Below are 26,319 nucleotides of genomic sequence, written 5' to 3' on the forward strand. Positions count from 1 at the left end.
GCCGCGATGGTGATTCGGGAAAGTCCGCAGGTCAAGAGGCGTTACCAGGCGGTTACCCAGGGTGCGCGAAACCTTACTTCCAGGTCAGGACCAGCCGGACGAACCACCCGAAAGCGAGAGGGAAGTGCCTCAGCCGACCTCCTCGTACGCCGCCCGCAGCCGCCGTACGCCCTCGGCGATCTCCCCGGTTCCGGCGACCGCGGCGAAGCTCAGGCGCAGATGGGCTGCCGGGGGTTCGGCGCTGAAGTACGGGCGGCCGGGTGTGATCGCGACGCCCGCGCGCAGGGCGGCGGCGGTCAGGGCGGTCTCGTCGACGCCGTCCGGCAGGCGGGCCCACAGGTGGTAGCCGCCGGACGGGATGTGCGGCAGGGCCAGTTCGGGCAGCTCGCCCAGGAGCGCGGCCGTCATCGCGTCCCGGCGCAGTCGCAACTCCGCCGAGATCGCCCGCAGATGCCGGGGCCAGGCGGGCGATCCGACGAGTTCGAGGGCGGCCTCCTGGAGCGGGCGGGGCACGAAGAAGGTGTCGACGACCTGGATCGCGCGCAGCCGCTCCAGCACCGGTCCGCGGGCGGCCAGCGCGCTGACCCGGAAGCTCGGCGAGGTGGCCTTGGTGAGGGAGCCGACGTGCACCACGACCCCGTCCGGGTCGTCGGCGGCGAGCGGACGCGGCAACGGCCCCGCGTCCTCGTGCACCAGCCGCCGTACGAAGTCGTCCTCGATCACGAAGGCACCGGCCTCACGGGCGATGCGCAGCACCTCGGCGCGGCGGTCGGGGGCGAGCACGGCGCCGGTCGGGTTCTGGAAGAGCGGCTGGCACACGAGGACCCGGGCGCCGGTGGCCCGGAAGGCGTCGGCGAGCAAGGCGGGGCGCACCCCGTCCGGATCCACCGGGACCGGCACCGGGCGCAGGCCCGCCGCGCGGGCGATGGCCAGCATGCCGGGGTAGGTCGGCGACTCCACCAGCACCGGGGCGCCGGGCGGCGCCAGGGCGCGCAGGGCGGTGGTGAGCGCCGACTGACCGCCGGAGGTGACCAGCACCTCCGCCGCGGTGACCGCGCCGCCGATGCTGCGGGCGAACCACTCGCGCAGCTCCGGCAGCCCCTCCATGGGCGGCCTGCCCCAGGCGCCGGGGCGCCGGCCGGCCCGGGAGAGCGCCGCGGCCATCGCCCGTTCCGGCTGGAGGGAGGGATGCAGATAGCCCCCGTTGAACTCGATCACGCCCGGCGGCGGGGCGGCGAGCGAGACCAGCACACCGGAGGCGTCCACCGAGCGCGGCACGGATTCCGCGGCACTGTCGGCGCTCAGCGCGACCTCCTGCCAGGAGGTGTCCCCGGCGGGCGCCGCCTCGGCGCGCGGCCGGGCCCGGAAGGCCCCGGCGCCGGGCCGGGTCACCACAAGACCCTCGGCGGCGAGCTGCGCGAGTGCCCGCGAGACCGTCACCGGGCTCACCCGGAACCGCTCGACGAGAGCCCGGCTCGACGGGAGCTTTCCACCATATGAGTAGCGGTCGAGTTCCCGCCGCAGCTGATCCGCCAGTTCACCGACACTGCTACGCTCTTGCATGAGAGCACAGAGTAGCGCTACTGCATCGAGCGGGATAGCGGTCGACACCCAGGGGCCGTCCCCCGCCACCACCCCGCCGGCCACCGCCACCGGCACCCTCCTGGCCGCGCTCGGTGTGACCGCCTTCTCCCTCACCTTCCCCGCCACCGCCTGGGGCCTGGAGGGCTTCGGCCCCTGGTCCCTGGTGGCCGTGCGCAGCGCCCTCGCCGCCCTGATCGCCGGCGCCTGTCTGCTGGCGCTGCGCGTACCACTGCCGGACCGCAGGCACTGGCCGGGGCTCGCGATCGTGGTCGCCGGGGTGGTCATCGGCTTCCCGCTGCTGACCACGCTCGCGCTCCGGACGTCCACCACCGCGCACGCGGCCGTCGTGGTCGGCCTGCTCCCGCTGACCACCGCCCTGTTCTCAGCCCTGCGGATGGGCACCCGCCCCTCGCGCACGTTCTGGACGGCCGCGCTGGCCGGTGCCGCCGCGGTGGCCGCCTTCACCGTGCAGCAGAGCGGCGGCGCCCTCACCTCCGCCGATCTGTATCTCTTCGGCGCGCTGCTGGTGTGCGCGGCCGGATACACCGAGGGCGGCCGGCTGGCCCGGGTGATGCCCGGCTGGCAGGTCGTCGGCTGGGCACTGGTGCTGTGCCTGCCGCTCACCCTCCCCGCCGCCGCGCTGGCCCTGTCCTACGAGCCCGTCGCGCTCACCGCGCACAGCGTCACCGGCCTGCTGTGGGTGGCGGCCGGTTCGCAGTTCCTCGGCCTGGTCGTCTGGTACCGGGGCATGGCAGTCATCGGCGTCCCGAAGGCCAGCCAGTTGCAGTTGGCGCAGCCGCTGCTCACACTGGTGTGGTCGGTGCTGCTGCTCGGCGAGCAGCTCACCGTGGCCGCCCCCCTGACGGCCGCGGCGGTGCTCGTCTGCATCGCCGTCACCCAACGGGCCCGCGGCTGAGTGAGCCCGTACGACCCACTTCCCACCGCCGCCGCGGGCCGTAGACTCATGGCCACGGACCGCTGCTCCCGCTTTCGCTGAGGAGGCCTCCAGATGCGTGCAACCGTGGGCGACCAGCTTGTCCAGCACGGCAGGGTGGTCGGACAGCACGACAAGGTCGGCGAGATCGTCGAAATCCTCGGCCAGGAGGGCCATCCCCCGTACCGCGTCCGCTTCGAGGACGGGCACGAGGGTCTGTGCTCCCCCGGCCCCGACACCGAGATCCGGCACAAGGACACCGCGCGATAGGTCAGCGCGGGGGCGACGCCGGCTGCTGATAGTGGTCGGCGACCACCCGCGCCATGGCCCCGATCCGGTCCGCCGCCACCTCCTTGGCGGCGAAGAAGACATGTCCCCGCGCCTCCGGATGGTCCTTGGCCAGCGTGAGATGCCGGGACAGCTCGGCCGGGTCCTGCCAGGCCGCGGCTTGCGCCGGGTCCCCGGCCCGGTACAGCGCCTCACCGACGTACAGCTTCGTCCTGGTGCCCCGTGTGGCCTCGGCCCACCAGGGCAGCAGTACGCGATAGTCGGCGGCGGCGAAGCCGATGTGCCAGTAGAGCTGCGGGCAGATGTAGTCGATCCAGTTCTTCCGGACCCATTTGCGGGTGTCGGCGAAGAGGTCGTCGTACGCCTGGAGCGCCCGGGTGTCGGAGCCGCGCGGGTCGGTGCTCGCGTTGCGCCACACCCCGAACGGGCTGATCCCGAAGCGGGTGCCCGGCCGGACCTGCTTGATGCGGGCCGCCGTCTCGGCGACGAGCCGGTCGATGTTGTCGCGCCGCCAGGCGGCCCGGGTCGCGAAGCCGCCGCCGTAGCGGTCATAGGCCGCGTCGTCGTCGAAGGTCTGGCCGGCCAGCGGATACGGATAGAAGTAGTCGTCGAAGTGGACGGCGTCCACGGGGTACTTGCGCACCGCGTCCAGCATCGCGTCCTGCACGAAGGCGCGGACCTCGGGCAGCCCGGGGTTGTAGTAGAGCCTCCCGCCGTAGCCGACTGCCCAGTCCCGGTGGCGGCGGGCGGGGTGCGAGGCGGCCAGCTTGTTCAGGTCCGTGTGGTTGGCGATCCGGTACGGGTTGAACCAGGCGTGCAGCTCCAGGCCGCGCGCGTGCGCCTCCTTCACCACCGTCCCGAGCGGGTCCCAGCCGGGCGCCTTGCCCTGGGTACCGGTGAGCACGGCCGACCAGGGCTCGTACGGCGAGGGCCACAGCGCGTCGGCCGTCGGCCGCACCTGGAAGATCACCGTGTTCAGCCGGCGCCGTACCGCCGTGTCCAGGTGGGCGATCAGCTCGGCGCGCTGCTGCGCCGCGGTCAGCCCCGGCCTGGAGGGCCAGTCCCGGTTGGCCACGGTCGCCAGCCACATGCCCCGCATCTCGGCGGGCAGGTGCCGCCTTTCCTTGGCGGCCGACGCTCCCGATCCCGTCGAGAGGGTCGCCAGCGCGGCCAGGGCGAAGGCCCTGCGCGTGACTCGGCCCATCCTCAGCACCCCCAAGTGCACAGCGGATCCGCACCGTCACGGACCGTCTCCGCGCCCCAGGATGCCCGACCCCGACGATCGATCATCGATACTTGGGAGTAACGTGCACGAACGGAGCAGGGCACCGAGACCCGGCGGACCTGCCCACAGCCGAAAGACAGCGAAAGGGACGATGTGAGCGACATCGAACGCGTCGGAGTGGTGGGCTGCGGCCAGATGGGAGCCGGCATCGCCGAAGTCTGCGCCCGCTCCGGTCTGGATGTGAAGGTCGCCGAGACCACCGGCGAGGCCCTGGAGATCGGCCGCACCCGGCTGTTCAACTCCCTGACCAAGGCTGCCGAGCGCGGCAAGATCAGCGCCGAGGAGCTGGCGGCCACGCAGGCGCGGCTCAGCTTCACCACCGATCTCGGCGAGTTCGCGGACCGCGATCTGGTGATCGAGGCCGTCGTGGAGAACGAGCAGGTCAAGACCGAGATCTTCCAGGTGCTCGACCAGGTCGTGACCCGGCCGGACGCCATCCTGGCCTCCAACACCTCCTCCATCCCGCTGGTGAAGCTGGCGGTCGCCACCTCGCGGCCCGACCAGGTCATCGGCATCCACTTCTTCAACCCGGCCCCGGTGCAGAAGCTGGTCGAGCTGATCCCGGCGCTCACCACCTCCGAGGGCACCCTCAGCCGCGCCCAGGGCTTCGCCGAGAAGCTGCTCGGCAAGCACGCCATCCGCGCCCAGGACCGCTCGGGCTTCGTGGTGAACGCGCTGCTGATCCCCTATCTGCTCTCCGCGATCCGGATGTTCGAGTCGGGCATCGCCAGCCGCGAGGACATCGACAACGGCATGGAGCTGGGCTGCGCCCACCCGATGGGCCCGCTGAAGCTGTCCGACCTGATCGGCCTGGACACCGTCGCCTCGGTCGCGTTCTCGATGTACGAGGAGTACAAGGAGCCGCTGTACGCCGCTCCCCCGCTGCTCCAGCGCATGGTCGACGCCGGCCGCCTGGGCCGGAAGTCCGGCTCGGGCTTCTACACCTACGGCTGATTACGGACGGTCAGATTCTGGCCAGCCGTCCGGGCCCGGCACCCCAGTGGGTGCCGGGCCCGTCGCATTCACACACCGTGTGCGCGCCAAGCCCGCATATGCCCGTCGCACACTCTCCCCACGCGCTCACCAGGCGAGTTCACTTTTGCTGCGCATGCAAGGGATGAGACACGACTACGGAAGGGAGCGGACACGTGACCGCCGATCCCGAGCATCCCGTCGTTCACGGAGAAGTCGCAGAGTTACGACGCCGCCTCGACGTGGGCCACGCCCGAGTCGAGGGAGGGCTGGCTCTGCTCACACACCGCACCGAAGAGACCGCCAGGGAACTGGACGAACTGATCACCCGGGTCTGCACGCTGGAGCACTCACGGTGGCCGCTGCCCGCGGTCGCCGCCCTCTGTGCCCTGGGTGCCCTCGCCGTGGCGGTATGGCAGGCACTGGGGCGCTGAAGATCAGGGCACGTCCTGCCCGAGCCTGAGGTGGTGCAGCAGGAGTAACGCGGCCGCCATGTTGGCGGCCGGGACCTCCCCACGGGCGACCATGTCGGGGACGAGTTTGAGGGGCACCCATTCCCGACGGTCCGATTCGAAGTCGTCCACGGGGTGTCCGACGTACTCGCCCCGGTCGGCCCAGTAGATGTGGTGCCGGGCGTCGGTGAGTCCGTTGGACGGCTCCACGCTCATGAGGTGGTGCAGAGGTCCCGGCCGCCAGCCGGTCTCCTCCTCCAGTTCCCTGGCGGCCGCCTCGGCGATGTCCTCGCCGTCCTCGACCACTCCGGCCGCGAGTTCCCACCCCCAGCTGTTGGTGATGAAACGGTGGCGCCACAGCAGGAGGACCTCGTTGGCCTCGTTGACCACTGTGGCCACGGCGACCGGGCGGAGCCGGATGAGGAAGTGATCCAGGTGTCGGCCGTCGGGCAGCTCCACATCTGCCAGGTTGACGGTGAACCAGCGGTTTTCATACACAGTTTGTTCGTTCTGTTTCGTCCACTGCACGGTTCTGCCACCTTCCGTCGAGTAAGTGGCAATATCGCAGCAGGGACTATGAGCTGTCGGTGTTCGAGTACCGGCGCACGGCGGCCTGAACCGGCCTAGAGCGGTACGCGCAGTGCGCCGTCGATGAGTTCGGCGGCTTCGGAGGTACCGGCACAGCCGCTGCGCGCCAGGTGATCGCGCACCGCCCGGAGTCTGTCGCGCAGCCGCTGCGACTCCATTCCCCTGGCCTGTTCGGCCATCTGCACGGCGGTGGCCACGGCCTTGTCCGCGTGGCCCTGGCGCAGTTCGATCGTGCTGAGCATGGCGAGCCGGTGCACCCGGCCCCGGTCATGGGCGGGATTGTCGACAGCCGCGGCCGCGTGCTCCCCGGCCGCCGCCAGCTCGCCGAGGCTCAACAGCGCCTCCGCCACCTGGACATTGACCAGGCCCGGCTGGACATAGCCCGTCTCATCGGGTTCGTATCCGCGCCGGATGCGTTCGGCGGCCTGCTCGGCACGCCGGATGCAGGACAGGGCGCTCGTGCCGTCGCCGAGGTGGGCGTACGCCTTGGCCTGCATCGCGTACAGATCGGAGGCGAGCGCGGGGGTGATGTGCTTGCCGGCGGCGCGCAGCGCGGCCTCCGCGAAGGCGACGGCCTGCCGGAACTCCCGCATGAACAGCGCCTGGTTGACCAACAGGGCGATCACATAGGCGCCGAGGCCCCGGTCGCCGCTGGCCTTCGCCAGCCGCAGCGCCTGGTGGAAGTAGCGCTGGGCCAGTCCGTGCGCGTCGGAGTCGTAGGCGCAGATCCCGGCGATGGCGACCAATCCGCCGGTGGCGCGGTGGAGTTGGCGGCCGGTGGCGTCGGTGTAGCTGCCGCGCAGCAGCGGGGCGGCCTCGGCGTTCAGGAAGCCGACGATCCGGGTGCGGGTCGCGACACCGCCGGCCTTGCGGTACATCTGCTCGTAGTGGGTGCGGGCGGCCCGCAGCATCTGGATGTCGGCCGGGGTGACCCGGTGCCGGCCGCCCCGGGAGACATCCACGTCCTCGGGCGGGTTCTCCCACTCCCACACCGGCATCACCGCGGGGGTGCCGGTGACCGCGGGGGCGCCGAGTATGTGCGGGCGCTGCTGCTCGTCGGAGCGCCACAGCGCGGTGGCCCGCTCGACGAACCCGGACAGCGAGGTGCCGTGCGGGGCGGAGGGCTCACCGGGAACGCCGAGCCCGATGTCGTCGAGGGTGACGGGCCGTTGGAGCCGGCCCGCCAGCACCTCGCAGATCAGGTCGGGGACCTGACCGCGCGGGCGCTGCCCCTTCAACCACCGTGCCACGGCGGTGTGTTCGTATCGGAGCGCGAGGCCGCGTGCCCGGCCCGCCTGGTTCACGTGTGCCGCCAGCCCCGCGTGCGAGATCCCGGCCTCGTCCAGGATCGCGTCGAGCAGAGTGTTGGGCTGCATATATGCCCCCCGGATCGCTCGGTGCCGTCAGAGTAGTGGTTCCGCCTTCACACGGGGTGTGAACGGAGTGCTCGAATCCGGGCTGTGTGCGCACTGTCGCGGAGAGTTTCCAACCGGTTGACTGAATTGCCTCGCAAGAGGCCGGCCGGGCCGCCGGCTCCCCCTCGTACAGTGCGGCGGCCCGCATCCGCGCCGTCCGCCCAGCTGCCTGCCCGACACTCCGTGGCGGGGCGGACGGCTGCCGCCGGCCGAACGGTACGGCTGAACGCCGTTGCGCTAAAGGTGCGTTGTCGGCTGCGGGCGCGTTGTGGCTGGTCGCGCGGTTCCCCGTGCCCCTAAAGGGTGGGTTCGGTCGTTCCGCAGGATCAGCAACGCGACATCGTCTGCCGGTGTGCCTCCTGTGTGGTGCATCAGTGCTCTGAGCACCGTGCGCAGCATCAATTGTGGTGACGACGGCTGGGCATGGACTGCTCCCACTAACGCTGCTTGCAGGGAAAAGAACCGGCCATGTCCGTCACGGGCGTCTTCGACACCGTCCGTATGGAGGCTCAGGGTGTCGCCGGGCAACAGAACGCCGCAGACGGCGACCGGGAGTTCCGGCGGCAGCGGGAAGGAGCCGAGCGGGGGCAGCGGGTCCGCCCGGTCCAGCTGCTCGACCCGCGTACCTCTGATCAAGTACGGCCATGGATGACCGCAGTTGAGGACCCGTACGTCGCCCTCCGTTGCGATCTCCAGCAACAGGACGGTCGCGAACTCCTCCGCCGCGGGGTGTTCGTCCCGGGAGCGCGCGCGAAGGTGCCGGTCCAGGGCCCGCTCCAGCCGGCGCAGCACCCGGTCCAGGTCGGGCTCGTCATGGACCGCCTCGCGGAAGCTGCCGAGCAGGGCGGCGGCCGTACCGACGGCGGCGATTCCATGGCCGCGGACGTCGCCCATCACCACCCGCACACCGTGCTCGGTGGCGATGACCTCGTACAGGTCGCCGCCCACACTGGCCCCTCGGTCGGCGGAGAGCTGGGCGGCGGCGATGTTCAGTCCGTCGATACGCGGGGGCAGTGGCCGCAGCAGCACGCTCTGCGCGACTCCGGCGACCCGGCGGATCTGCCGCAGCTCACGGAGCAGGGCCTGGCGGACATGGAGTATCAGGCCGGTGCCGACCGCGAAGAACACGGCGCTGGTCACCACGCGCGCCCCGAGGGCGTCCGACTGGGCGAGCGGGCAGGCGAGCTTGTAGGTGATCGCCATCGCGCCCCAGGCGGTGGGCAGCCCCAGCGCGAGCAGCCGACGGGGAATCGCAGCCCTGATGCGGATCATGCGAATCATGCGGTGGCCCCCCATGTAGGCCCAGTCAACGCAGAATCGGACCGACCCCGAAAGGCCGGTCCGATTCTGTCGACCGCATGGCCCGGAAGGACCAGTTCGCCCAGAAACCTCACCCGATTGAGTGAGGTGACTGTGAGGTGGGTGCTAGCCCCGAAGCACCGCCCCGGTCCGCTCGCCCGCGAGGGCAACCGCCGCGTCCCGGGCGGCCGATGCCTCGTCGACCGTCAGCGTCCGGTCGCCCGCGCGGAAGCGGAGCGCGTACGCCAGCGACTTCTTGCCGTCACCCAGCTGCTCCGCGTTCTCGTACACGTCGAACAGCCGGATGGCCTCCAGCAGAGCCCCCGCGCCTTCACGCAGCGCGGACTCCACGTCGGTGTGCGGCACGAACTTGTCGACCACGAGGGCGACATCCTGCGTGGCGACCGGGAAGGCGGAGATGCTGGGCGCCTGCGGCACCCCGTCCCCGGCCTGCTCCAGCGCGTCCAGGTCCAGCTCCGTCGCGCAGGTGCGCGCGGGCAGCCCCAGCGCCTTGAGCACCCGCGGGTGCAGCTCACCGGCGTGACCGACGACCCGCTCGGCGCCGTCGACGGCGACCGCCAGCTCGGCGCACCGGCCCGGGTGCCACGGCCCGTACTGCCCGGACCGCACGATCAGTTCGGCGCCCGACTCGGCGGCGACGGTCCGCGCGGCCTGCACCGCGTCGGCCCAGCCCGCCGGACGGCCCGCGCCCCACCAGCCGGCCTGCTCGCGGGCGCCCGCGAGGACGACGGCGACATGGCGCGGCTGCTCGGGCAGCACCGAGTTGACCTCGGCGATCTCCTCGTCCGTCGGCCGCCGGTCCACCGGCAGATGGGCGGCGGACCGCTGCTCCTCGCGCGGCTGGAAGACCAGTCCGGTCTCGAACAGGGCCAGGTCGTGCGAGCCCCGTCCGTCATTGCGCCGCAGCGCGCCGAGCAGACCCGGCAGCAGCGACGTACGGAGCGCGGGCTCCTCGTCGTTGAGCGGGTTGGTGAGCTTCACGACCCGGCGGGCCGGGTCCTCGGCGTCCAGACCGAGCTGGTCGAAGACCTGCTCGCTGATGAACGGGTAGTTCGGCGCCTCGACGTACCCGGCACCGGCCAGCGCGCGGCCGACCCGGCGGTGCAGCCGCTGGCGGTGCGTCAGGCCACGGCCGGACGGCGGCTTGGGCAGCGTGGAGGGCAGGTTCTCGTAGCCCTCCAGACGAATGACCTCCTCGGCGAGGTCGTTCTGCTCCAGCAGGTCGGGCCGCCAGGACGGGACGGTGACGATCAGCTCGTCCTGCCCGTACACATCGCAGCCGACCTCCTGGAGGCGGCGGACGACGGTCTCACGGCCGTAGACGACGCCCGCGACCTTGTCGGGGTGGTTCGCCGGGACGGTGATGGTGTGCGGCGCGGAGGGCGCGACGACCTCGGTGACCCCGGCCTCGGCGGTGCCGCCCGCCAGCAGCACCAGCAGGTCGACCGTGCGCTGGGCCGCAGCGGCGGCGGCAGCCGGGTCGACGCCGCGCTCGAAGCGACGGGACGCCTCGGAGGACAGCTTGTGGCGGCGGGCCGTACGCGCGATGGCTACCTGGTCGAAGTGAGCGGCCTCGATGACCACGTCGGACGTGGCGTTCTCCAGGTCCTCGTGGTCGGCGATCTCCGTGTTGGCGCCGCCCATGACACCCGCGAGGCCGATGGGACCACGGTCGTCGGTGATGACCAGGTCCTCGGAGTGCAGCTTGCGCTCGACGCCGTCGAGGGTGACGATCTTCTCGCCCTCCTCGGCACGCCGGACGCCGATCGTGCCCTGGACGAGGCCACGGTCGTAGGCGTGCAGCGGCTGACCGAGCTCCATCATCACGTAGTTGGTGACGTCGACGGCGAGCGAGATCGGGCGCATGCCGACCTTCTGGAGCCGGCGCCGGAGCCAGATCGGGGACCGCGCCTCGGGGCTCAGACCGGTGACGGTGCGGGCGGTGAAGCGGTCGCAGCCCATCGGGTCGGAGACCTGCACCGGGTACCCGAAGGCGTTCGGCGCGGGCACGTCGAGCAGCGCCGGGTCGCGCAGCGGCAGACCGTAGGCGATGGCGGTCTCGCGGGCGACGCCGCGGATGGACAGGCAGTCGCCGCGGTTGGCGGTGACGGCGATGTCCAGGACCTCGTCGACCAGTTCGAGCAGCTCGACGGCGTCCTTGCCGACCTCGGTCTCCGGGGGCAGCACGATGATGCCCTTGGTGCCGTCGTCGCCCATGCCCAGCTCGTCGCTGGAGCAGATCATGCCGTGCGAGTTGCGGCCGTAGGTCTTGCGCGCGGAGATCGCGAAGCCGCCGGGCAGCACCGCGCCCGGGAGGACCACGACGACCTTGTCGCCAGCCTGGAAGTTCCGGGCGCCGCAGACGATCTCCTGGGGCTCACCCGTGCCGTTGGCCTGGCCGACGTCGACGGTGCAGAAGCGGATCGGCTTCTTGAACTCCGTCAACTCCTCGATGGTCAGCACCTGTCCGACGACCAGCGGGCCCTTGAGGCCGTCGCCGAGCTGCTCGACGGTCTCGACCTCGAGTCCGGCCGAAATGAGCTTGGCCTGCACATCGCGGCCGGTCTCGGTGGCCGGCAGGTCGACGTACTCCCGCAGCCAAGAAAGCGGGATCCGCATCAGATCTCCATCCCGAACGGCCGGGTGAACCGGATGTCACCCTCGACCATGTCTCGCATGTCCTCGACGTTGTGGCGGAACATCAGCATCCGCTCGATGCCGAACCCGAAGGCGAAGCCGCTGTACTTCTCCGGGTCGACGCCGCAGGCGGTGAGCACCCGCGGGTTGACCATGCCGCAGCCGCCCAGCTCGATCCAGCCTTCGCTGGAGCAGGTGCGGCAGGGCCGGTCGGGGTTGCCGACGGACTCGCCCTTGCACACGTAGCAGAGCATGTCCATCTCGGCGGACGGCTCGGTGAACGGGAAGAAGTTCGGCCGCAGCCGGGTCTTCATGCCCTCGCCGAACAGGGACTGGACCATGTGGTCCAGGGTGCCCTTGAGGTCGCTCATGGTCAGGCCCTCGTCCACGGCGAGCAGCTCGACCTGGTGGAAGACCGGGGTGTGGGTGGCGTCCAGCTCGTCGGTGCGGTACACGCGGCCCGGGCAGATGACGTAGACCGGCAGCTCGCGGTCGAGCAGGGAGCGGATCTGCACCGGCGAGGTGTGGGTGCGCAGCACGACACCGGACTCGGTGCCGCCCTTCGGGCCCTCGACGAAGAAGGTGTCGGCCTCGCCGCGCGCCGGGTGGTCCGGGCCGATGTTGAGGGCGTCGAAGTTGAACCACTCGGCCTCGACCTGGGGGCCCTCGGCGACCTCGTAGCCCATGGCCACGAAGATGTCCTCGATGCGCTCCGAGAGCGTGGTCAGCGGGTGGCGGGCGCCGGCCGGTACCCGGTCGTGGGGCAGCGTGACGTCCACCGCCTCCTCGACCAGCACGCGCGCGTCGCGCTCCGCCTCCAGCTCGGTCTGACGGCCGGTGAGCGCCTTGTTCACGGCGCCTCGGGCCTGGCCGACGAGCTTGCCCGCGGCGGCCTTGGCGTGCGGGGGCAGGGCGCCGATCTCGCGGTTGGCGAGGGCCAGCGGGGAGGTGCCACCGGTGTGGGCGACCTTGGCCTCCTGGAGCGCGTCGAGGGAGTCCGCGGCGGCGAAGGCGGCGAGCGCCTCGTCCCGCATGCGCTCGATCTCTTCCGGTTTCAACGCCTCGACCTCGACAGGGTCGTACGACTTATTCGGTGCCGACATCTCTTCCCGTGCTTCCGATTGGCTGGCGGATGGTCCCCGTGACCGGCGCGGTGGGCCGTGAGCAGGACACAAAGGTGCCAAAGGCCGAGTCTAACGGGGTGAGGGTGTACGAATGCGCCCGTGGCCGTCAGGCGAGATACGCCGGTGCGGCCACGGGCAACGTAAATCGGAACTCGGCGCCGCCACTGGCGGCGCGGCCGACCGTGATGGTGCCGCCGTGGGCCTCGACGATGCCCTTGACGATGTAGAGCCCGAGCCCGGTGCCGCCGCGCTTGCTGCCCCGCCAGAAGCGGGTGAAGACGCGGTTCATGGACTCCTCCGGGATGCCGGACCCCTCGTCGCTCACCGTGACCGACGTGCCGGTGTCCTCGCCCTCGCGGGGGGACGCCGTGGGCGTGACGTCAATCGTGACGGTTCCCTCGCCGTGCCGCACCGCATTTTCCAGCAGGTTGCTGAGCACCTGGTCGACCTTGTCGGGGTCGGCCCACAGATCGGGCAGCGGCTGCTCCAGGCGCAGCAGGAAGCGGTCGGCGGGCTGGCCCGCGGCGACGTAGGCCTGGATGTGCCGTCCGACGGCCGCGCCGATGTCGACGGGCTGGCGCCTGACCTCCAGGCGGCCGGAGTCGATGCGGGAGATGTCCAGCAGTTCGGCGATGAGCCGGGTGACGCGGTCGGCGTCGGCGTCGACGGTCTCCAGCATCAGCCGCTTCTGGTCGTCGGTGAACCTCTCCCACTTGGCGAGCAGGGTCGCGGTGAAGCCCTTGACGGAGGTGAGCGGCGAGCGCAGCTCGTGGGCGACGGTGGCGATCAGCTCGGCGTGGCTGCGCTCGGTGCGGCGCCGGGCCTCGGTGTCCCGCAGGGAGACGACGACACGGCGGACCGGGCCGGTGGGCTCGGCGCGGACGTACCGCACGGACACCAGCACTTCCCGACCGCCCGGCAGCAGCAGATTCCGCTCGGGCTGGCGCACCCGGATGGCAAGGCCGCCGTACGGATCGGTCAGCTGCCACCAGCGGCGGCCTTCCAGATCCTCTAACGGCAGGGCCTTCTCCAGCCGTTGGCCGAGGGCCTCGGCGGCGGAGACGGCGGTGATGCGCTCGGCGGCGGCGTTGAAGCAGACGACACGGCCCTGCTCGTCGGCGACGACGAGTCCGTCGGGCAGGTCGTCGGGGTCGAGACCGAGCTCGGCGAGCTCACCGGACCGGGGCGCGGGCGGGCGACGCACATCCCGTGCTCCCGGTGCGCTGCTCGTGCCGACACTCATCCCCGTACCCCACCTCTCAGCCGACCGAGGGGTCCCGAGCTGGTCACCCTACTAGCTCTCGGTGACGGAGCGGCACCCTCCGGAGGCGCGCTGTGCACGGGCCGACGCGTAGAGACATACGGCCGCGGCGGTGGCGAGGTTCAGACTCTCGGCCTTCCCGTGGATCGGTACGCGCACGACGGCGTCCGCGAGCGCGCGGGTCTCCTCCGGAAGCCCCCATGCCTCGTTGCCGAACACCCAGGCGGTCGGCCCGCCCATGGTTCCCTTGTCCAGCTCGTCGTCGAGATCGTCGTCCCCGGCGCCGTCGGCGGCGAGGATCCGCACCCCGGCGTCCTTCAGCCCGGCGACCGCCTGCTCGACGGGCACGCCCACGGCCACGGGCAGATGGAACAGCGATCCGACGGAGGCGCGGACGGCCTTGGGGTTGTAGAGATCGACGGAGGCGTCGGTCAGGACGACGGCCTCGGCACCGGCGGCGTCGGCGCACCGGAGCACGGTCCCCGCGTTCCCCGGGTCGCGCACATGGGCGAGTACGGCGACGAGCCTCGGCCGGGCGGCGAGGATCTCCTCGAAGGGGGTGTCCAGGAACCGGCAGATCCCAACCAGCCCCTGGGGCGTGACGGTGGTCGAGATATCGGCGATGACCTGCTCGGACGCCAGATGCACCCAGGCGCCCACAGCACGGGCCTCGCCGATGATGTCGGCGTACCGCTCCGCGGCCTCGACGGTGGCGAACAGCTCGACGAGGGTGTCCTCGAACCCGGCCGCCTCCCGCACCGCCTGCGGCCCCTCGGCCAGGAACAGCCGCTCCTTCCCCCGGAAGTTCCGCTTGGCGAGCCGCCGGGCGGCGGCAACGCGAGGGGAACGGGGGGAAATCAGCTCGGGGGCAACAGGGGGCATCCAACTCACCTTCGGTACCAATTTTCCGCCGCAACGGCGATCAACCACAACGGCGGATTACGGCGGTGCCGAACCCACCCACACCCTGACATGCAACGGACCCGCAGGCAGAAACCCACGGGTCCGAATCACATCGGCTCAAGCCGAGCGCAGCGTCACGCAGCCTTCGGCGCGTTGACGTCCGCCGGCAGGGCCTTCTGCGCGACCTCGACCAGCGCGGCGAACGCGGTGGCGTCGTTGACGGCCAGCTCGGCGAGGATCTTGCGGTCGACCTCGACGTTGGCGGCCTTCAGGCCCTGGATGAAGCGGTTGTACGTGATGCCGTTGGCGCGGGCAGCGGCGTTGATGCGCTGGATCCACAGCTGACGGAAGTCGCCCTTGCGCTTCTTGCGGTCGTTGTAGTTGTAGACCAGCGAGTGGGTGACCTGCTCCTTGGCCTTGCGGTACAGGCGCGAACGCTGACCGCGGTAGCCGGAGGCCTGCTCCAGGATCGCCCGGCGCTTCTTGTGGGCGTTGACTGCCCGCTTGACGCGTGCCACTTGTTAACTCCTTGTAGCGGGGCCGTGGTTGTCCTCACACGGCCCGAATTCGATTGGGTCCCGGTCCTGACGTACGGCGCCGAGGCGCCGGTGCGTCACTTGCCGAGAAGCTTCTTGATCTTCTTGGCGTCGCCCGGGGCCATCTCGGCGTTGCCGGTGAGGCGACGCGTCACGCGGGACGACTTGTGCTCAAGCAGGTGGCGCTTGCCGGCGCGCTCACGGAGCACCTTGCCGGAGCCGGTGACCTTGAAGCGCTTGCTGGCACCGCTGTGCGACTTGTTCTTCGGCATAGCGCCGTTCTCTCCTCGTCAGTGGCGTTCCGGTGCCCGGTCGCAAAACCGGGCACGGTGGAACGTCGCTCTTCGTTGTCGTTTCGATCCTGGGGACTCGCGCCCCCGGGGATCACGCCTCGGCGGAAGCCTCGGCAGGCGCCTCGGTCTCCACGGCGCTCTCGGAGTCCGCGGCGTTCTGCGACTTGCCGGGGTTGGCCTTCGCGTCTGCCTTGCGGGCTTCCTGCGCCTGGCGGGCCTCGGCCATCGCCTCGGTCTTCTTCTTGTGCGGACCGAGGACCATGATCATGTTTCGGCCGTCCTGCTTCGGGTTCGACTCGACGAAACCGAGGTCCTGGACGTCCTCCGCGAGACGCTGGAGCAGTCGGTAGCCCAGCTCGGGCCGGGACTGCTCGCGACCACGGAACATGATCGTGATCTTGACCTTGTCGCCCTGCTTGAGGAACCGGACGACGTGACCCTTCTTGGTGTCATAGTCGTGCGGGTCGATCTTCGGCCGGAGCTTCATCTCCTTGATGACCGTGTGCGCCTGGTTCTTGCGCGCCTCACGGGCCTTCATGGCCGACTCGTACTTGAACTTCCCGTAGTCCATGAGCTTGCACACGGGCGGACGGGCGTTCGCCGCGACCTCGACCAGGTCCAGGTCGTACTCCTGCGCAAGCTCCAGTGCCTTGGCCAGCGGGACGATGCCCACCTGCTCGCCACTGGGACCGACAAGTCGCACCTCGGGAACGCGAATCCGGTCGTTGATGCGGGGCTCGGCGCTGATGGATCCTCCTCGGTAGCACCACACGGCGGTCTGGCGGACAGCCGCGTATGTCTGGTTGACATAGGACCAACCATCGGAGGCCATGAAAAATGCCCCGGACGGGACACAGGCGGGGCTCCAAAGAATCCGGAGCACCGCCGCGGTCCGCCGCGGGGCGCAATTTCGGGCGACTCCACCGTCCGTACGGAACGGTGGTGGCCGCCTGACCGGTGACCCGCCGCCCCGGAGGGCAGTCAGGTGGGAGTTCGGAGCCTCCACTTGTGGGCCGGACACATAGGTGTTCGGCCGGTCGTCACCCAAGGTTAGCAGCTCCCACCGGACAGAGCTAACCGAGGCACTGTCCGGCCCGGCCCCGCCGTACGCCTATCGTGGGCGTCATGAGTGACACCTCCCCCTCGGACAGCCCCGAGACGCCCGACTTCGACGAGATGACCCGCGACATCGCCGAGGTCCCCGCCGTCGAGGTGATCGTGACGGTCGCCGTGAACCTGATGAGCGCCGCCGCCGTGAAGCTCGGTCTGACCGAGGAGGGCGACAAGTACAAGGACCTGGACGAGGCCCGCAAGCTGATCAGCGCCCTCGCCGGTCTGCTCGACGCGAGCACCACCGAGATCAGCTCCTTCCACGCCGCCCCGCTCAAGGACGGCCTGAAGTCGCTCCAGCTCGCCTTCCGCGAGGCGTCGCTCGTCCCGGACGAGCCGGGCCAGGGCCCGGGCGAGAAGTACACCGGCCCGGTCTACGGCTAGTCCGTCACCTGACGTAAAGGGGCTCGCCCGGTGGCGTGGCCTCGGCCGGCAGCAGTGCCAGGTCGAGTCCGCGTACCAGGCGGGCCCTCAGTGTTTCGTCGGCGGCGATGCGCTCGGCGACCGCGCGGGCGGCCTGGGCGGGGGCGGCGGCCGGGTCGAGTACGAGGGCCAGGGTGCCGTCGGCCTGTCCGGGCCCGAGGTGGGCGCGGAGCACGGCCGGCTCGGCGGCCACCGCGGCCCGTACCGCCGCCACCACCGCCGGGTCGGCGAGCGGGTCGGCGGACGTACGGCCCTCGGCGAGGGCGAGCAGCGCCGGTCCGGTCAGCTCGAAGGTCACCGGTCCCGACATGTCCAGCACGACGGTGTCCGCCTTCTCGTGCGCGGCGGCCTCCAGGGCCTGGTGCAGGGCCACGGCGACCGGGCGGGCCGCGGGGTCCCAGCGGGCGAGGGAGTCGATGGAGGTGAAGGCGGGCAGCGCCTTGCGGTCACCGGCCCGCAGCGTCGGTACGGCCATGTCGCTGGTCTTCTCGCGGCGCAGACCGTTCTCGTCCTCCTCCACCTCGCCGAGGACGGCCACCACCGGGACCAGCAGCCGGGCGCCCCTGAGCGCCGCCAGCACCGGTGCCACGGCGGTGCGGTCCTCGGACCAGGCCGCGAGCGCCGCGCTCAGGGCGGGGTCGACGGAGCCGTCGTCGTCGGAGAAGGGGGAGTCGGGAATGTTCTTGTTCGCCACGGTCACCGACCCTATCGGGGGGCTGCTGCCGCGCTTGTGCGGGCCCGGAAACACGGCCGTGACGCAGTTCACCGGAATCTCAGATTTCCCTGACCCAGATCTAACGTCCGTCTAACTCCGGGCACAGTCGCCGGCCCGAGCATCGCGGGCATGGAGTCCTCCAGAGCGCGCAGGCGCCGTGTTCCGCTGCTCTGCATCGCCCTCGCCGCCCTGGTCGTGGTGGGCGGTACGGCCGCGGGGACGGTGTACGTACAGGCGCAGGCGCACCCCCGGGAGGCGGCCGTATCGTCGTCGTCGGCGACGCCGTCGGAGGTGGCGGCGAGCGGGGAGGCGAGCGTGGAACCGGTGACGCGGCCGACGGTGGACCGGGCGGCGCTGCTGGCGGACGCCATGGAGTCGGTGAGCGTCCCGGACGGCGCGGAGCTGTCGGTGGCGGTCCTGGACATGGAGTCCGGGGAGAGCGCCGCGTTCGGGGACGGCTCCTTCGACACCGCGAGCATCGTGAAGGTCGACGTCCTCGCGGCGCTGCTGCTCCAGGCGCAGGACGCGGGGCGGGAGCTGACGTCGGCGGAGAAGACGTACGCCACCGCGATGATCGAGAACAGCGACAACGCGTCCACTTCGGCGCTGTGGGAGACGATCGGCAGGGCCGAGGGGCTGGCCGCGGCCAATGAGCGCCTGGGGCTGACGGCCACCGAGGGCGGCGAGGGGATGTTGTGGGGGCTGACGCAGACCACCGCGGCGGATCAACTCACCCTGCTTCAGCAGGTGTTCGGGGACGATTCGGAGCTGAGTGAGGCGTCGCGGGCGTATCTGCGGGGGCTGATGGGGCGGATCGCCGTGGATCAGCGGTGGGGTGTCTCGGCCGTGGCGGACGGCTCGCAGTGGGCGCTGAAGAACGGCTGGCTGCCGCGGAGCACGACCGGGCTGTGGGACATCAACAGCATCGGGCGGGTGACCGTGGACGGACGGGACTGCCTGGTGGCGGTGCTGTCGGACGGGAACGCGACGAAGGCGGAGGGGGTCGCGCTGGTGGAGGCGGCGGCGCGGGCCGCCGTGTCGGTGTTCGCCGGGGACTAGAAGTCGTCGGGGCGGGTGCGGCGGCCGCGCCAGAGGAGCACGGCGGTCACCAGCAGGGCTGCTCCGGCGGTGCCCGCGAGCGGCGCGGCCCAGCTGGTGGCGTCGTCCGCCGCCTTCGCGGTGTCGGGGCCGGAGCCGAAGTACTCGTCGCCGTACGCCTTCGAGCGCAGGCCGCCGGGCTTGAGGCCGGCCGCCTTCTCGATGGCGGCGGCGGGGTCGATAAAACCGTAGCCGCGGGAGTCGTCGCGGCCGCCGGCGGGGGCGTTGCGGGCGGTGTCCTCCAGCAGCTTCTTGATCTGGGCCGGGGTCAGGCCCGGGTGGGCGGCCTTGACCAGGGCCACGGCCCCGGAGACGAAGGCCGCGGCGGCGCTCGTGCCCCAGCCCTCGTAGTACTTGCGGTCCGGGTCGGCAATGATCACGTCCACGCCGGGGGCGCTGACGGTGGCGTACCAGCGGCGGGTGGAGAAGGAGGCGCGGGTGCCGAACTTGTCCACGGCGGTGGCGGCGATGACGCCCGGGTAGGCGGCCGGGTAGGAGATGTGGTCGCCCTTCTCGCCGCCGTTGCCGGCCGAGGCGACGACGACGGCGCCCTTCTTGAGGGCGTACTGGACGGCCTCGTCCTCGGCGGGTTCGGGGTGGGCGGACTTGGAGTCGTCGCCCAGGGAGAGGTTGATGACGTCGGCGCCGTGGTCGGCGGCCCAGCGGATGCCTTCGGCGAGGGCGTTGCCGCGGGTGGTGCGGGCCTTGGCGCGGGCGGAGTCGCCGTCCTCCAGGATCACGCGGACGGGGAGGATCTTCGCCTCGGGGGCGATGCCCATGACGCCGTCGGCGTTGTCGTAGCCGTGTCCGTGGCCCGCGATGATGCCGGCCATCGCGGTGCCGTGCCGGGCCCAGGCGCGGTCGCCGCGGCCGGCGCCGAAGCCGACCAGGTCCTTGCCCTTGAGGACGTTCCCGGCGAGGTCGGGGTGTTCGTCGTCGACGCCGGTGTCGAGGACGGCGACGGTGATTCCCTCGCCCTTGGTGGTCTGCCAGGCCTCCTGGGTGTGCATGGCTTCGAGGGCCCACTGCCGGCCACGGATGCCGTCGGCGTGCGCGGTGGTGGGGACGAGGGCGAGCGAGGCGGCGAGCAGAACGCTGATCAGTCCGGCACGGCGGGTGCGACGGGCGGTCACGAGGCCTGCTCCGTGGCGTAGGGGCCGACCTGTTTGCGCAGGGCGCGTTCGATCCGGTCGGCGAGGCCCTTCGCCTCGTGGCCGAGGCCGGCCTGGGCGGGGGCCGTGGTGGCGCCGGACTCCATGGCGTCCTCGGCGGATTGCGGCTCGTCGACGGTGCGGCCGTCGGCCCAGCCGGAGACGGAGTAGACGACGACCGGGGCGTCGGTGAGGACGGAGACGGTCCAGGTGGCGCGCTGGTCGTTGGCGAGGCCGGGGCCGTACGGGCGGGGCATCAGGTCGGTACGGCGGTCCAGTTCCTCGTCGGTGAAGCGCTTGGCGAGGGAGGCCATGGCGGTGGCGTCGGCCTTGGTGAAGAGCAGGCCGACGGTGGTGACGTAGGTCTGGGTGGCGTCGGTGTAGGTGGCGCGGAGCAGCCGCTGGCAGCCGACGGGGGCGAGGGCCTTGCGCAGGAGCGGGTCGAAGGCGTTCTTGCAGCCGCTGTCCGGGGCGACGGCTATCCGCGTCCAGGCGCGGTCGGCGCCGCCCGGTCCGGCGCCCTGCCCGGCCACGCGTGTGGGGAACAGCTGGTCGACGGGCACGCTGTGCCACAGGCTCCGGGCGGCGACGAAGCTGTCCCGGGCCCCGGCGGCCTCGGAGTCGCCCACCAGCCAGCTTCCGGTGACGGCGCCGCCGACGAGCCCCAGCCCGAGCACCAGGCACGCGGCGACGGCGGCGACCCGGGCCCCGTTCCGTCCCCTGGACCACCGGCCCTCGTCATGCCGCACCTCGGGCTCCCCGAACGACACGACGGGCCGCCCGGCGGCGGGACTCGGCGGAGCGCTCCAGGAGAGGGCCGGATCGGGGGCCCGCACAGCGCCCGCGTCCGGACCGACGGGCCGCAGCCGCCTGGTCGTCTCGGAGGGCGTCTCCACCGGCGCGCCAGCCCGAGCGGCCGGGCCCGGGGAAGCCGGGGGCACGGCGGGACGCGAGGGGGCTTCCACGGAGCCGCCCGAGCGGGGCGACGCCACGGGCGAACCGGCCGGGCGCGGCGGGACTCCGGACGGGGAGGCGGGCCGCCGGGCCGCGGGCCCGGAGGCACCCGGGCGCGCGGGCGGGCCGTTGGTACCCGGCGGGGTGGTCGTGGGACGCGCGGGCGCGCTCGGGGAGCCGGTCGGGGTGGTCGTGGGACGCGCGGGCGCGCTCGCGGGGCCCGGCGGGCTGGACGTGGGACGCGCCGGTGCGCTCGCGGGGCCCGGCGGGGTGGTCGCGGGGCGCGCGGGTGCGCTCGCGGGGCCCGTCCGGCTCGTCGTCGGGCGGGCGAACGTGTCGTTGGAGTCCGTCGGGCTCGTCCTCGGGCGCGGAGGCGTGCCGCTCGGGCCCGTCGGCTGCGGTGGTGTGCGGCGGCTCAGGGGTTCGCGGCGCGGTTCGGGGGACGCCGGAGGTGCCGTGTCCGGGAAGCGGGCCGAGGCCCTGGGCGGGGGTGGGGCTTCGGCCGGAGTGCGCAGGCGCGGGAAGCGGGGTGGGGCGTCGGCGTCCGCGGCGGTGCGGCGGAACGCGTCCGTACGCCCGGCGTCGTCGCTCGCGGAGGAGACGCGCGTAGCCGTCGGCCGAGACTCACCCGCTCCGGCCGAGGACTTCGGCGAAGACGGACGCTCGGCCTCCTCCCGCGCTGCCGCGTCCGGCGCCGGGGGCTGGTGGGGGCGCGGGGGATGGGGTGGCCGTGGCGGGAGTGGGGCGCGTGGTTCCGTGGTCATGCGCCCCCCGTCTCCTCTTGGTGGTGCTCGGGCACCGTACGTCCGCCCGGGCCCGGTGTTCCGGGCAACTTCTACCCGCACGGGCGGGTCGGCATCCACCGCCCTCGCATGCGTGCGCGTCACTCTACGGGTTGCCCCCGGCCCGGCGGGAACCAGTCCACGAGCCCGGGGCTTTAGCCCGGAACGTCCCCCTACCCTGCGGTAATCCAGTCTGGCAGGCTTCGTTCATGACTGCGCGCGCCGCCGACCGGGCCCGTTACGACCGGGCCACCGCCCATCTCGACGCCCCTCTCGCGATCGTGGATCTGGACGCCTTCGACGCCAACGCCGACGATCTCGTCCGGCGTGCGGGGGGCAAGCCCGTCCGCGTCGCCAGCAAGTCCGTGCGCTGCCGGGCCCTGCTGGAACGCGTCCTCGCCCGCGACGGCTTCGCCGGGATCATGTCGTTCACCCTCGCCGAGTCCCTGTGGCTGGCCCGCTCCGGATTCGACGACATCCTGCTCGCCTACCCCTCCGCCGACCGCGCCGGTTACGCCGAGCTGACCGCCGACCCCAAGCTCGCCTCCGCGATCACCGTGATGATCGACGACCCGGCGCAGCTCCGGCTGATCGACGACGCCCGGGACGGCGGTCGCGAAGTCGTCCGGATCTGCCTGGAGTTGGACACCTCGCTGAAGCTGCTGGGCGGCCGGGTCCGGGTCGGCGCCCGGCGCTCCCCGCTGCACTCCCCCGCCCAGGTCGCCGACCTGGCCCGGATCGTGGCCCGGCGGCCGGGGTTCGAGGTCGTCGGGATCATGGCGTACGAGGGGCACATCGCCGGAGTCGGGGACTCCGTGGCCGGGCACCCCCTGCGTTCGCGTGCCGTACGGCTGATGCAGGCCACCGCGCGCCGGGAGCTCGCCCAGCGCCGGGCCGAGGTGGTGCGGGAGCTGCGGGCGGTGGCGCCGGGGCTTCAGTTCGTCAACGGCGGCGGCACCGGCAGTGTGCAGTTCACGGCCGCCGAGGACTGCGTGACGGAGATCGGCGCCGGGTCGGGGCTCTACGTACCGCGCCTGTTCGACAACTACACCTCCTTCAGCGGGCGTCCGGCCGCCCTGTTCGCCCACCCCGTGGTCCGGCGCCCCGGCGTGGGCGTGGTGACGGTGCTGGGCGGCGGCTACCCGGCGTCCGGCGCCGCGGGACCCGACCGGCTGCCGGTGCCGTATCTCCCGGAGGGGCTGCGCTACGACCCCCAGGAGGGTCCCGGCGAGGTGCAGACGCCGCTGCTCGGCTCGCCCGCGGACGATCTGCTGATCGGTGACAAGGTGTGGTTCCGGCACGCCAAGGCCGGTGAGATGTGCGAGCGCTTCGAGCAGTTGCACCTGGTGGCGGGCGACGCGGTGACGGCGACCGTGCCGACGTACCGGGGCGAGGGGCACACGTTCCTCTAGCCGTCGCCGGGCCCCACGCTGCTGCCCACTCCCCCGCCGCCCGCCGGGTCGTCGACGGACCGGATGCCCTTGGTGATCCGGTCCATGTCGGCCAGGGGCGGTCCGTCCTCCCCCGCGTCGAAGAGGAACCGGACGCAGACCGGTGACTCGGTGCCGACGCGGGACGGGAAGACGGTCGACTGGACGTAGCCGCCGGGGCCCTTGGCCGTGGTGACCTTCCAGCGCACGAAGTAGCCGGCCCGTCCGGCGACCGCCACCGGTCCCGACTTCACGACCTCGTGGGACTCCATGCCGCCGTAGGGGCGCCGGCCGATCGGGTCGCGGTCGTAGGTGTTCTCGGCCGCCTCCTTGACGTCCTCCTTGGCCAGCGCCGCGGGGGACCGCTCGTCGTTCGAGGTGATCGTCCTCGACATGACGAGGCCGCGGCGGCAGACGCCTCCGTCGCCGGGGCAGTCGTAGGTGCCGTCCGTGGTCATGACGACATCGTCCTCGGAGACGTACTTCGGCCGGACCCAGCCGTCGGGCAACGGCAGGGTGATGCCGTTGAGTTCGTCGGTCACGACGGCCGGGTCGTCGGCGGAGGGTTCCGTCGGGGTCGGGCTCGGGGTCTGGGTCGGGGACGGTGGCGCCTCGGTGTAGTGGGTCGGGCCGGTCTCGATCTCCGTGCCCTCGTCGTCGCCCTGCCGCAGCACCACCGCGCCCGTGACGATCGCCGCGACGAGCACGACCGCCGCCGAGGTGACGGCGATCGCCTTGGCCCGCCCGGAGGCACCGGGGGCCGTCGGCACCGGCGCGGTCACCTCGGGTGTGCGCCGGTGCTCGGTCCAGGCCGTTCCGTCCCACCAGCGCTCCAGATGCGGGGCGTGCGGGTCGGGGTACCAGCCGGGTGAAGGCGTCATGCTCATGCGGGCACTGTAGGACGATGCCTACAGAGGCGTGACATAGGCCCCGGAGATTCCCCCGTCCACCAGGAAGTCGGTGGCGTTGACGAACGAGGAGTCGTCGCTGGCCAGGAAGGCAACCGCGGCCGCGATCTCCTCGGCCTCGGCGAACCGGCCGACCGGAATGTGCACGAGGCGGCGAGCGGCGCGCTCGGGGTCCTTGGCGAACAGCTCCTGGAGCAGCGGGGTGTTGACCGGTCCCGGGCACAGGGCGTTGACCCGGATGCCGTCACGGGCGAACTGCACACCCAGCTCGCGGGACATGGCGAGGACGCCGCCCTTGGAGGCCGTGTACGAGATCTGGGACGTGGCGGCGCCCATCCTCGCCACGAACGACGCCGTGTTGATGATGGAGCCCCTGCCCTGCTGCCGCATGTAGGGGATCGCGGCCTTGCAGCACAGGTAGACGGAGGTGAGGTTGACCTCCTGGACGCGCTTCCAGGCCTCCAGGCCGGTCTCCAGGATGGAGTCGTCGTCGGGCGGGGAGATGCCCGCGTTGTTGAAGGCGATGTCGACGCTGCCGTAGGTGTCGAACGCCGTCCTGAACAGCGCCTCGACCTGCTCGGGGTCGGTGACGTCGACCTTCACGAAGATCCCGCCGACCTCCTCGGCGGCCGCCTTGCCGCGCTGCTCGTCGACGTCACCGCAGACGACGTGGGCGCCCTCGGAGGCGAGCCGGCGGGCGGTGGCGAGACCGATGCCGCTGCCGGCGCCGGTGATGACGGCGGTACGGCCGACGAGACGCCGGCAAATGTTGTCTGCGGTCACTGTGCGGGGCCCTCCGTGCTGATGAAGACGTTCTTGGTTTCGGTGAAGGCGGTCAGGGCGTCCGGACCCAGCTCGCGTCCGATGCCGGACTGCTTGAACCCGCCGAACGGGGTCCAGTAGCGGACGCTGGAGTGGGAGTTGACGGACAGGTTGCCCGCGCGGACGGCCTGCGAGACGCGCAGCGCGCGGCCGACGTCCCGGGTCCAGATGGAGCCGGAGAGGCCGTAGTCGGTGGCGTTGGCGAGCCGGACCGCGTCCGCCTCGTCGTCGAAGGGGAGGACGACGGCCACGGGGCCGAAGACCTCCTCGACGGCCACGCGTGCGTGCGGGTCGACGCCGGTGAGGACGGTCGGCGGGAACCAGAAGCCGGGGCCCTCGGGGGCCTTGCCGCGGATGCCGGCCGCGTCCGGGCCGACGTAGGAACGGACGCGGTCCAGTTGGGTCCTGGAGATCAGCGGGCCCATGTCGGTGGTCTCGTCGGCCGGGTCGCCGACGCGTACGGCCTCGATGGCCGGGGCGAGCAGTTCCAGGAAGCGGTCGTAGGCGCCGCGCTGGACGAGGACGCGGGTGCGGGCGCAGCAGTCCTGGCCGGCGTTGTCGAGGAAGGACATGGGGGCGGCCTGGGCGGCGGCTTCGAGGTCGGCGTCGGCGAAGACGATGTTGGGGCTCTTGCCGCCGAGTTCGAGGGTGACCCGCTTCAGGAGTGCGGAGCCCTTCGCCAGCACCTGTTTGCCCACGGCCGTCGACCCGGTGAAGACGATCTTCGCGACGCCGGGGTGCTCGACGAGGGCGTTGCCCGCAACGGGGCCGTGGCCGGGCAGGACCTGGAACACACCCTCGGGGAGCCCCGCCTCCAGGGCCAGCTCCGCCAGCCGCAGAGCCGTCAGCGGGGTGGTCTCGGCGGGCTTGAGGAGGACCGCGTTGCCCGCGGCGAGTGCCGGGGCCGTGCCCCACGCCGCGATCGGCATCGGGAAGTTCCAGGGGGCGATCACGCCCACGACGCCCAACGGTTCGAGGATGGTGACGTTCAGGCCGCCCGCGACGGGAATCTGGCGGCCGGTCAGCCGCTCGACTCCCCCGGCCGCGTAGTCGAGGAGATCGCGGACGTTGCCCGCCTCCCAGCGGGCGTTGCCGATGGTGTGCCCGGCCTCGCGGACCTCCAACCGGGCCAGTTCTTCGAGGTGTTCGTCGACGGCCACGGCGAACCGGCGCAGCAGCCGGGCGCGTTCGCCGGGTGCCAGGGCGGACCACACGGCCTGCGCCTTCGTGGCCCGTACGACCGCCGCGTCCACGTCGGCCGCGGTGGCGGCCGGGACGGTGGCGACGAGCTCTTCCGTGGCCGGGTTCAGTACCTGGAGCTGGTCGGACAACAG

25 protein-coding genes are annotated in these 26,319 nt (G+C 72.1%); 7 read left to right on the forward strand and 18 right to left on the reverse strand.

Features of this window, described 5'->3' with window-relative positions; all coding sequences use genetic code 11:
• Positions 1–129: 129 nt before the first annotated feature.
• A complete protein-coding gene (locus STRCI_RS08280) occupies positions 130–1,563 on the reverse strand; it encodes an aminotransferase-like domain-containing protein (RefSeq protein WP_269658202.1) in 1,434 nt (477 codons plus the stop codon).
• On the opposite strand from STRCI_RS08280, the gene STRCI_RS08285 reads away from it, so the two are divergent.
• On the forward strand, positions 1,562–2,500 hold the full coding sequence (locus tag STRCI_RS08285; RefSeq protein ID WP_269658203.1) for a DMT family transporter: 939 nt from the start codon (positions 1,562–1,564) through the stop codon (positions 2,498–2,500). The genes STRCI_RS08280 and STRCI_RS08285 overlap by 2 nt on opposite strands.
• A gap of 93 nt (positions 2,501–2,593) precedes the next feature.
• The gene (locus tag STRCI_RS08290; RefSeq protein ID WP_015661705.1) at positions 2,594–2,788 is read left to right on the forward strand and encodes a DUF1918 domain-containing protein; all 195 of its coding nucleotides are present in this window, start codon (positions 2,594–2,596) and stop codon (positions 2,786–2,788) included.
• 1 nt (position 2,789) lies between these two features.
• Here STRCI_RS08290 and STRCI_RS08295 read toward each other — a convergent pair whose 3' ends face one another.
• Entirely contained in the window at positions 2,790–4,010 is a 1,221-nt protein-coding gene (locus STRCI_RS08295) for a glycoside hydrolase family 10-like protein (RefSeq protein ID WP_269658204.1), read from the reverse strand.
• Positions 4,011–4,184: 174 nt separating this feature from the next.
• Here STRCI_RS08295 and STRCI_RS08300 point away from each other — a divergent pair, with 174 nt between their 5' ends.
• Together STRCI_RS08300 and STRCI_RS08305 are read left to right on the forward strand one after the other, a co-directional pair.
• Complete coding sequence (locus tag STRCI_RS08300) at positions 4,185–5,045, forward strand: 3-hydroxybutyryl-CoA dehydrogenase (RefSeq protein ID WP_269658205.1); 861 nt, start codon at positions 4,185–4,187, stop codon at positions 5,043–5,045.
• Between the two features lie 194 nt (positions 5,046–5,239).
• Complete coding sequence (locus tag STRCI_RS08305; protein WP_269658206.1) at positions 5,240–5,497, forward strand: hypothetical protein; 258 nt, start codon at positions 5,240–5,242, stop codon at positions 5,495–5,497.
• 3 nt (positions 5,498–5,500) lie between these two features.
• Here the strand turns inward: STRCI_RS08305 and STRCI_RS08310 are convergent, their stop codons facing one another.
• The 10 genes from STRCI_RS08310 to infC form a co-directional block, all read right to left on the reverse strand.
• Positions 5,501–6,043, reverse strand: a complete 543-nt coding sequence (locus tag STRCI_RS08310; protein WP_269658207.1) for an NUDIX domain-containing protein — start codon at positions 6,041–6,043, stop codon at positions 5,501–5,503.
• A gap of 95 nt (positions 6,044–6,138) precedes the next feature.
• Positions 6,139–7,479, reverse strand: coding sequence for an NsdA family TPR-like regulatory protein (locus STRCI_RS08315; RefSeq protein WP_269658208.1), 1,341 nt, complete (start codon positions 7,477–7,479; stop codon positions 6,139–6,141).
• Between the two features lie 276 nt (positions 7,480–7,755).
• Positions 7,756–8,790 (reverse strand): PP2C family protein-serine/threonine phosphatase, encoded by a 1,035-nt coding sequence (locus STRCI_RS08320; protein WP_269664506.1) that lies wholly within the window; start codon positions 8,788–8,790, stop codon positions 7,756–7,758.
• Positions 8,791–8,943: 153 nt separating this feature from the next.
• Entirely contained in the window at positions 8,944–11,457 is a 2,514-nt protein-coding gene (pheT, locus tag STRCI_RS08325; RefSeq protein ID WP_269658209.1) for a phenylalanine--tRNA ligase subunit beta, read from the reverse strand.
• Positions 11,457–12,578, reverse strand: a complete 1,122-nt coding sequence (pheS, locus tag STRCI_RS08330; protein WP_269658210.1) for a phenylalanine--tRNA ligase subunit alpha — start codon at positions 12,576–12,578, stop codon at positions 11,457–11,459. Before pheS ends, pheT begins: the two co-directional genes overlap by 1 nt.
• Positions 12,579–12,705: 127 nt before the next feature.
• Positions 12,706–13,842 (reverse strand): sensor histidine kinase, encoded by a 1,137-nt coding sequence (locus STRCI_RS08335; RefSeq protein WP_269658211.1) that lies wholly within the window; start codon positions 13,840–13,842, stop codon positions 12,706–12,708.
• Positions 13,843–13,893: 51 nt separating this feature from the next.
• The gene (locus STRCI_RS08340) at positions 13,894–14,742 is read right to left on the reverse strand and encodes a TrmH family RNA methyltransferase (protein ID WP_269658212.1); all 849 of its coding nucleotides are present in this window, start codon (positions 14,740–14,742) and stop codon (positions 13,894–13,896) included.
• 155 nt (positions 14,743–14,897) lie between these two features.
• Positions 14,898–15,281 carry a 50S ribosomal protein L20 gene (gene rplT, locus STRCI_RS08345; protein ID WP_004933571.1) on the reverse strand — a complete coding sequence of 128 codons (384 nt, stop codon included), beginning with the start codon at positions 15,279–15,281 and terminating at the stop codon, positions 14,898–14,900.
• 95 nt (positions 15,282–15,376) lie between these two features.
• Positions 15,377–15,571 carry a 50S ribosomal protein L35 gene (gene rpmI / locus STRCI_RS08350; RefSeq protein WP_015661694.1) on the reverse strand — a complete coding sequence of 65 codons (195 nt, stop codon included), beginning with the start codon at positions 15,569–15,571 and terminating at the stop codon, positions 15,377–15,379.
• 112 nt (positions 15,572–15,683) lie between these two features.
• Positions 15,684–16,364, reverse strand: coding sequence for a translation initiation factor IF-3 (infC, locus tag STRCI_RS08355; protein ID WP_269664507.1), 681 nt, complete (start codon positions 16,362–16,364; stop codon positions 15,684–15,686).
• A 353-nt stretch (positions 16,365–16,717) separates the two neighbouring features.
• On the opposite strand from infC, the gene STRCI_RS08360 reads away from it, so the two are divergent.
• On the forward strand, positions 16,718–17,086 hold the full coding sequence (locus STRCI_RS08360; RefSeq protein ID WP_269658213.1) for a DUF1844 domain-containing protein: 369 nt from the start codon (positions 16,718–16,720) through the stop codon (positions 17,084–17,086).
• A gap of 4 nt (positions 17,087–17,090) precedes the next feature.
• Here STRCI_RS08360 and STRCI_RS08365 read toward each other — a convergent pair whose 3' ends face one another.
• Entirely contained in the window at positions 17,091–17,819 is a 729-nt protein-coding gene (locus STRCI_RS08365) for an SseB family protein (protein ID WP_269658214.1), read from the reverse strand.
• Positions 17,820–17,969: 150 nt separating this feature from the next.
• Between STRCI_RS08365 and STRCI_RS08370 the strand changes: the two genes are divergently transcribed.
• On the forward strand, positions 17,970–18,899 hold the full coding sequence (locus STRCI_RS08370) for a serine hydrolase (RefSeq protein ID WP_269658215.1): 930 nt from the start codon (positions 17,970–17,972) through the stop codon (positions 18,897–18,899).
• On the opposite strand, the gene mycP is transcribed toward STRCI_RS08370, so the two are convergent.
• Both mycP and STRCI_RS08380 read right to left on the reverse strand, forming a co-directional pair.
• A complete protein-coding gene (mycP, locus tag STRCI_RS08375; protein ID WP_269658216.1) occupies positions 18,896–20,071 on the reverse strand; it encodes a type VII secretion-associated serine protease mycosin in 1,176 nt (391 codons plus the stop codon). The two genes, STRCI_RS08370 and mycP, sit on opposite strands and share 4 nt — an antisense overlap.
• Positions 20,068–21,807 (reverse strand): hypothetical protein, encoded by a 1,740-nt coding sequence (locus tag STRCI_RS08380; RefSeq protein WP_269658217.1) that lies wholly within the window; start codon positions 21,805–21,807, stop codon positions 20,068–20,070. Before STRCI_RS08380 ends, mycP begins: the two co-directional genes overlap by 4 nt.
• Before the next feature lie 227 nt (positions 21,808–22,034).
• Between STRCI_RS08380 and STRCI_RS08385 the strand changes: the two genes are divergently transcribed.
• Complete coding sequence (locus STRCI_RS08385; RefSeq protein ID WP_269658218.1) at positions 22,035–23,237, forward strand: amino acid deaminase/aldolase; 1,203 nt, start codon at positions 22,035–22,037, stop codon at positions 23,235–23,237.
• Here STRCI_RS08385 and STRCI_RS08390 read toward each other — a convergent pair.
• From STRCI_RS08390 to STRCI_RS08400, 3 genes are read right to left on the reverse strand one after another with little or no spacing between them, the layout of a single operon-like run.
• A complete protein-coding gene (locus tag STRCI_RS08390; protein WP_269664508.1) occupies positions 23,234–24,136 on the reverse strand; it encodes a DUF2510 domain-containing protein in 903 nt (300 codons plus the stop codon). The two genes, STRCI_RS08385 and STRCI_RS08390, sit on opposite strands and share 4 nt — an antisense overlap.
• Positions 24,137–24,163: 27 nt before the next feature.
• Positions 24,164–24,946 carry a 3-oxoacyl-ACP reductase gene (locus STRCI_RS08395; RefSeq protein ID WP_269658219.1) on the reverse strand — a complete coding sequence of 261 codons (783 nt, stop codon included), beginning with the start codon at positions 24,944–24,946 and terminating at the stop codon, positions 24,164–24,166.
• Complete coding sequence (locus STRCI_RS08400) at positions 24,943–26,316, reverse strand: aldehyde dehydrogenase family protein (protein WP_418953316.1); 1,374 nt, start codon at positions 26,314–26,316, stop codon at positions 24,943–24,945. Before STRCI_RS08400 ends, STRCI_RS08395 begins: the two co-directional genes overlap by 4 nt.
• Positions 26,317–26,319 lie beyond the last annotated feature (3 nt).

The sequence above is a fragment of the Streptomyces cinnabarinus genome (assembly GCF_027270315.1).
GTDB lineage: Bacteria > Actinomycetota > Actinomycetes > Streptomycetales > Streptomycetaceae > Streptomyces > Streptomyces cinnabarinus.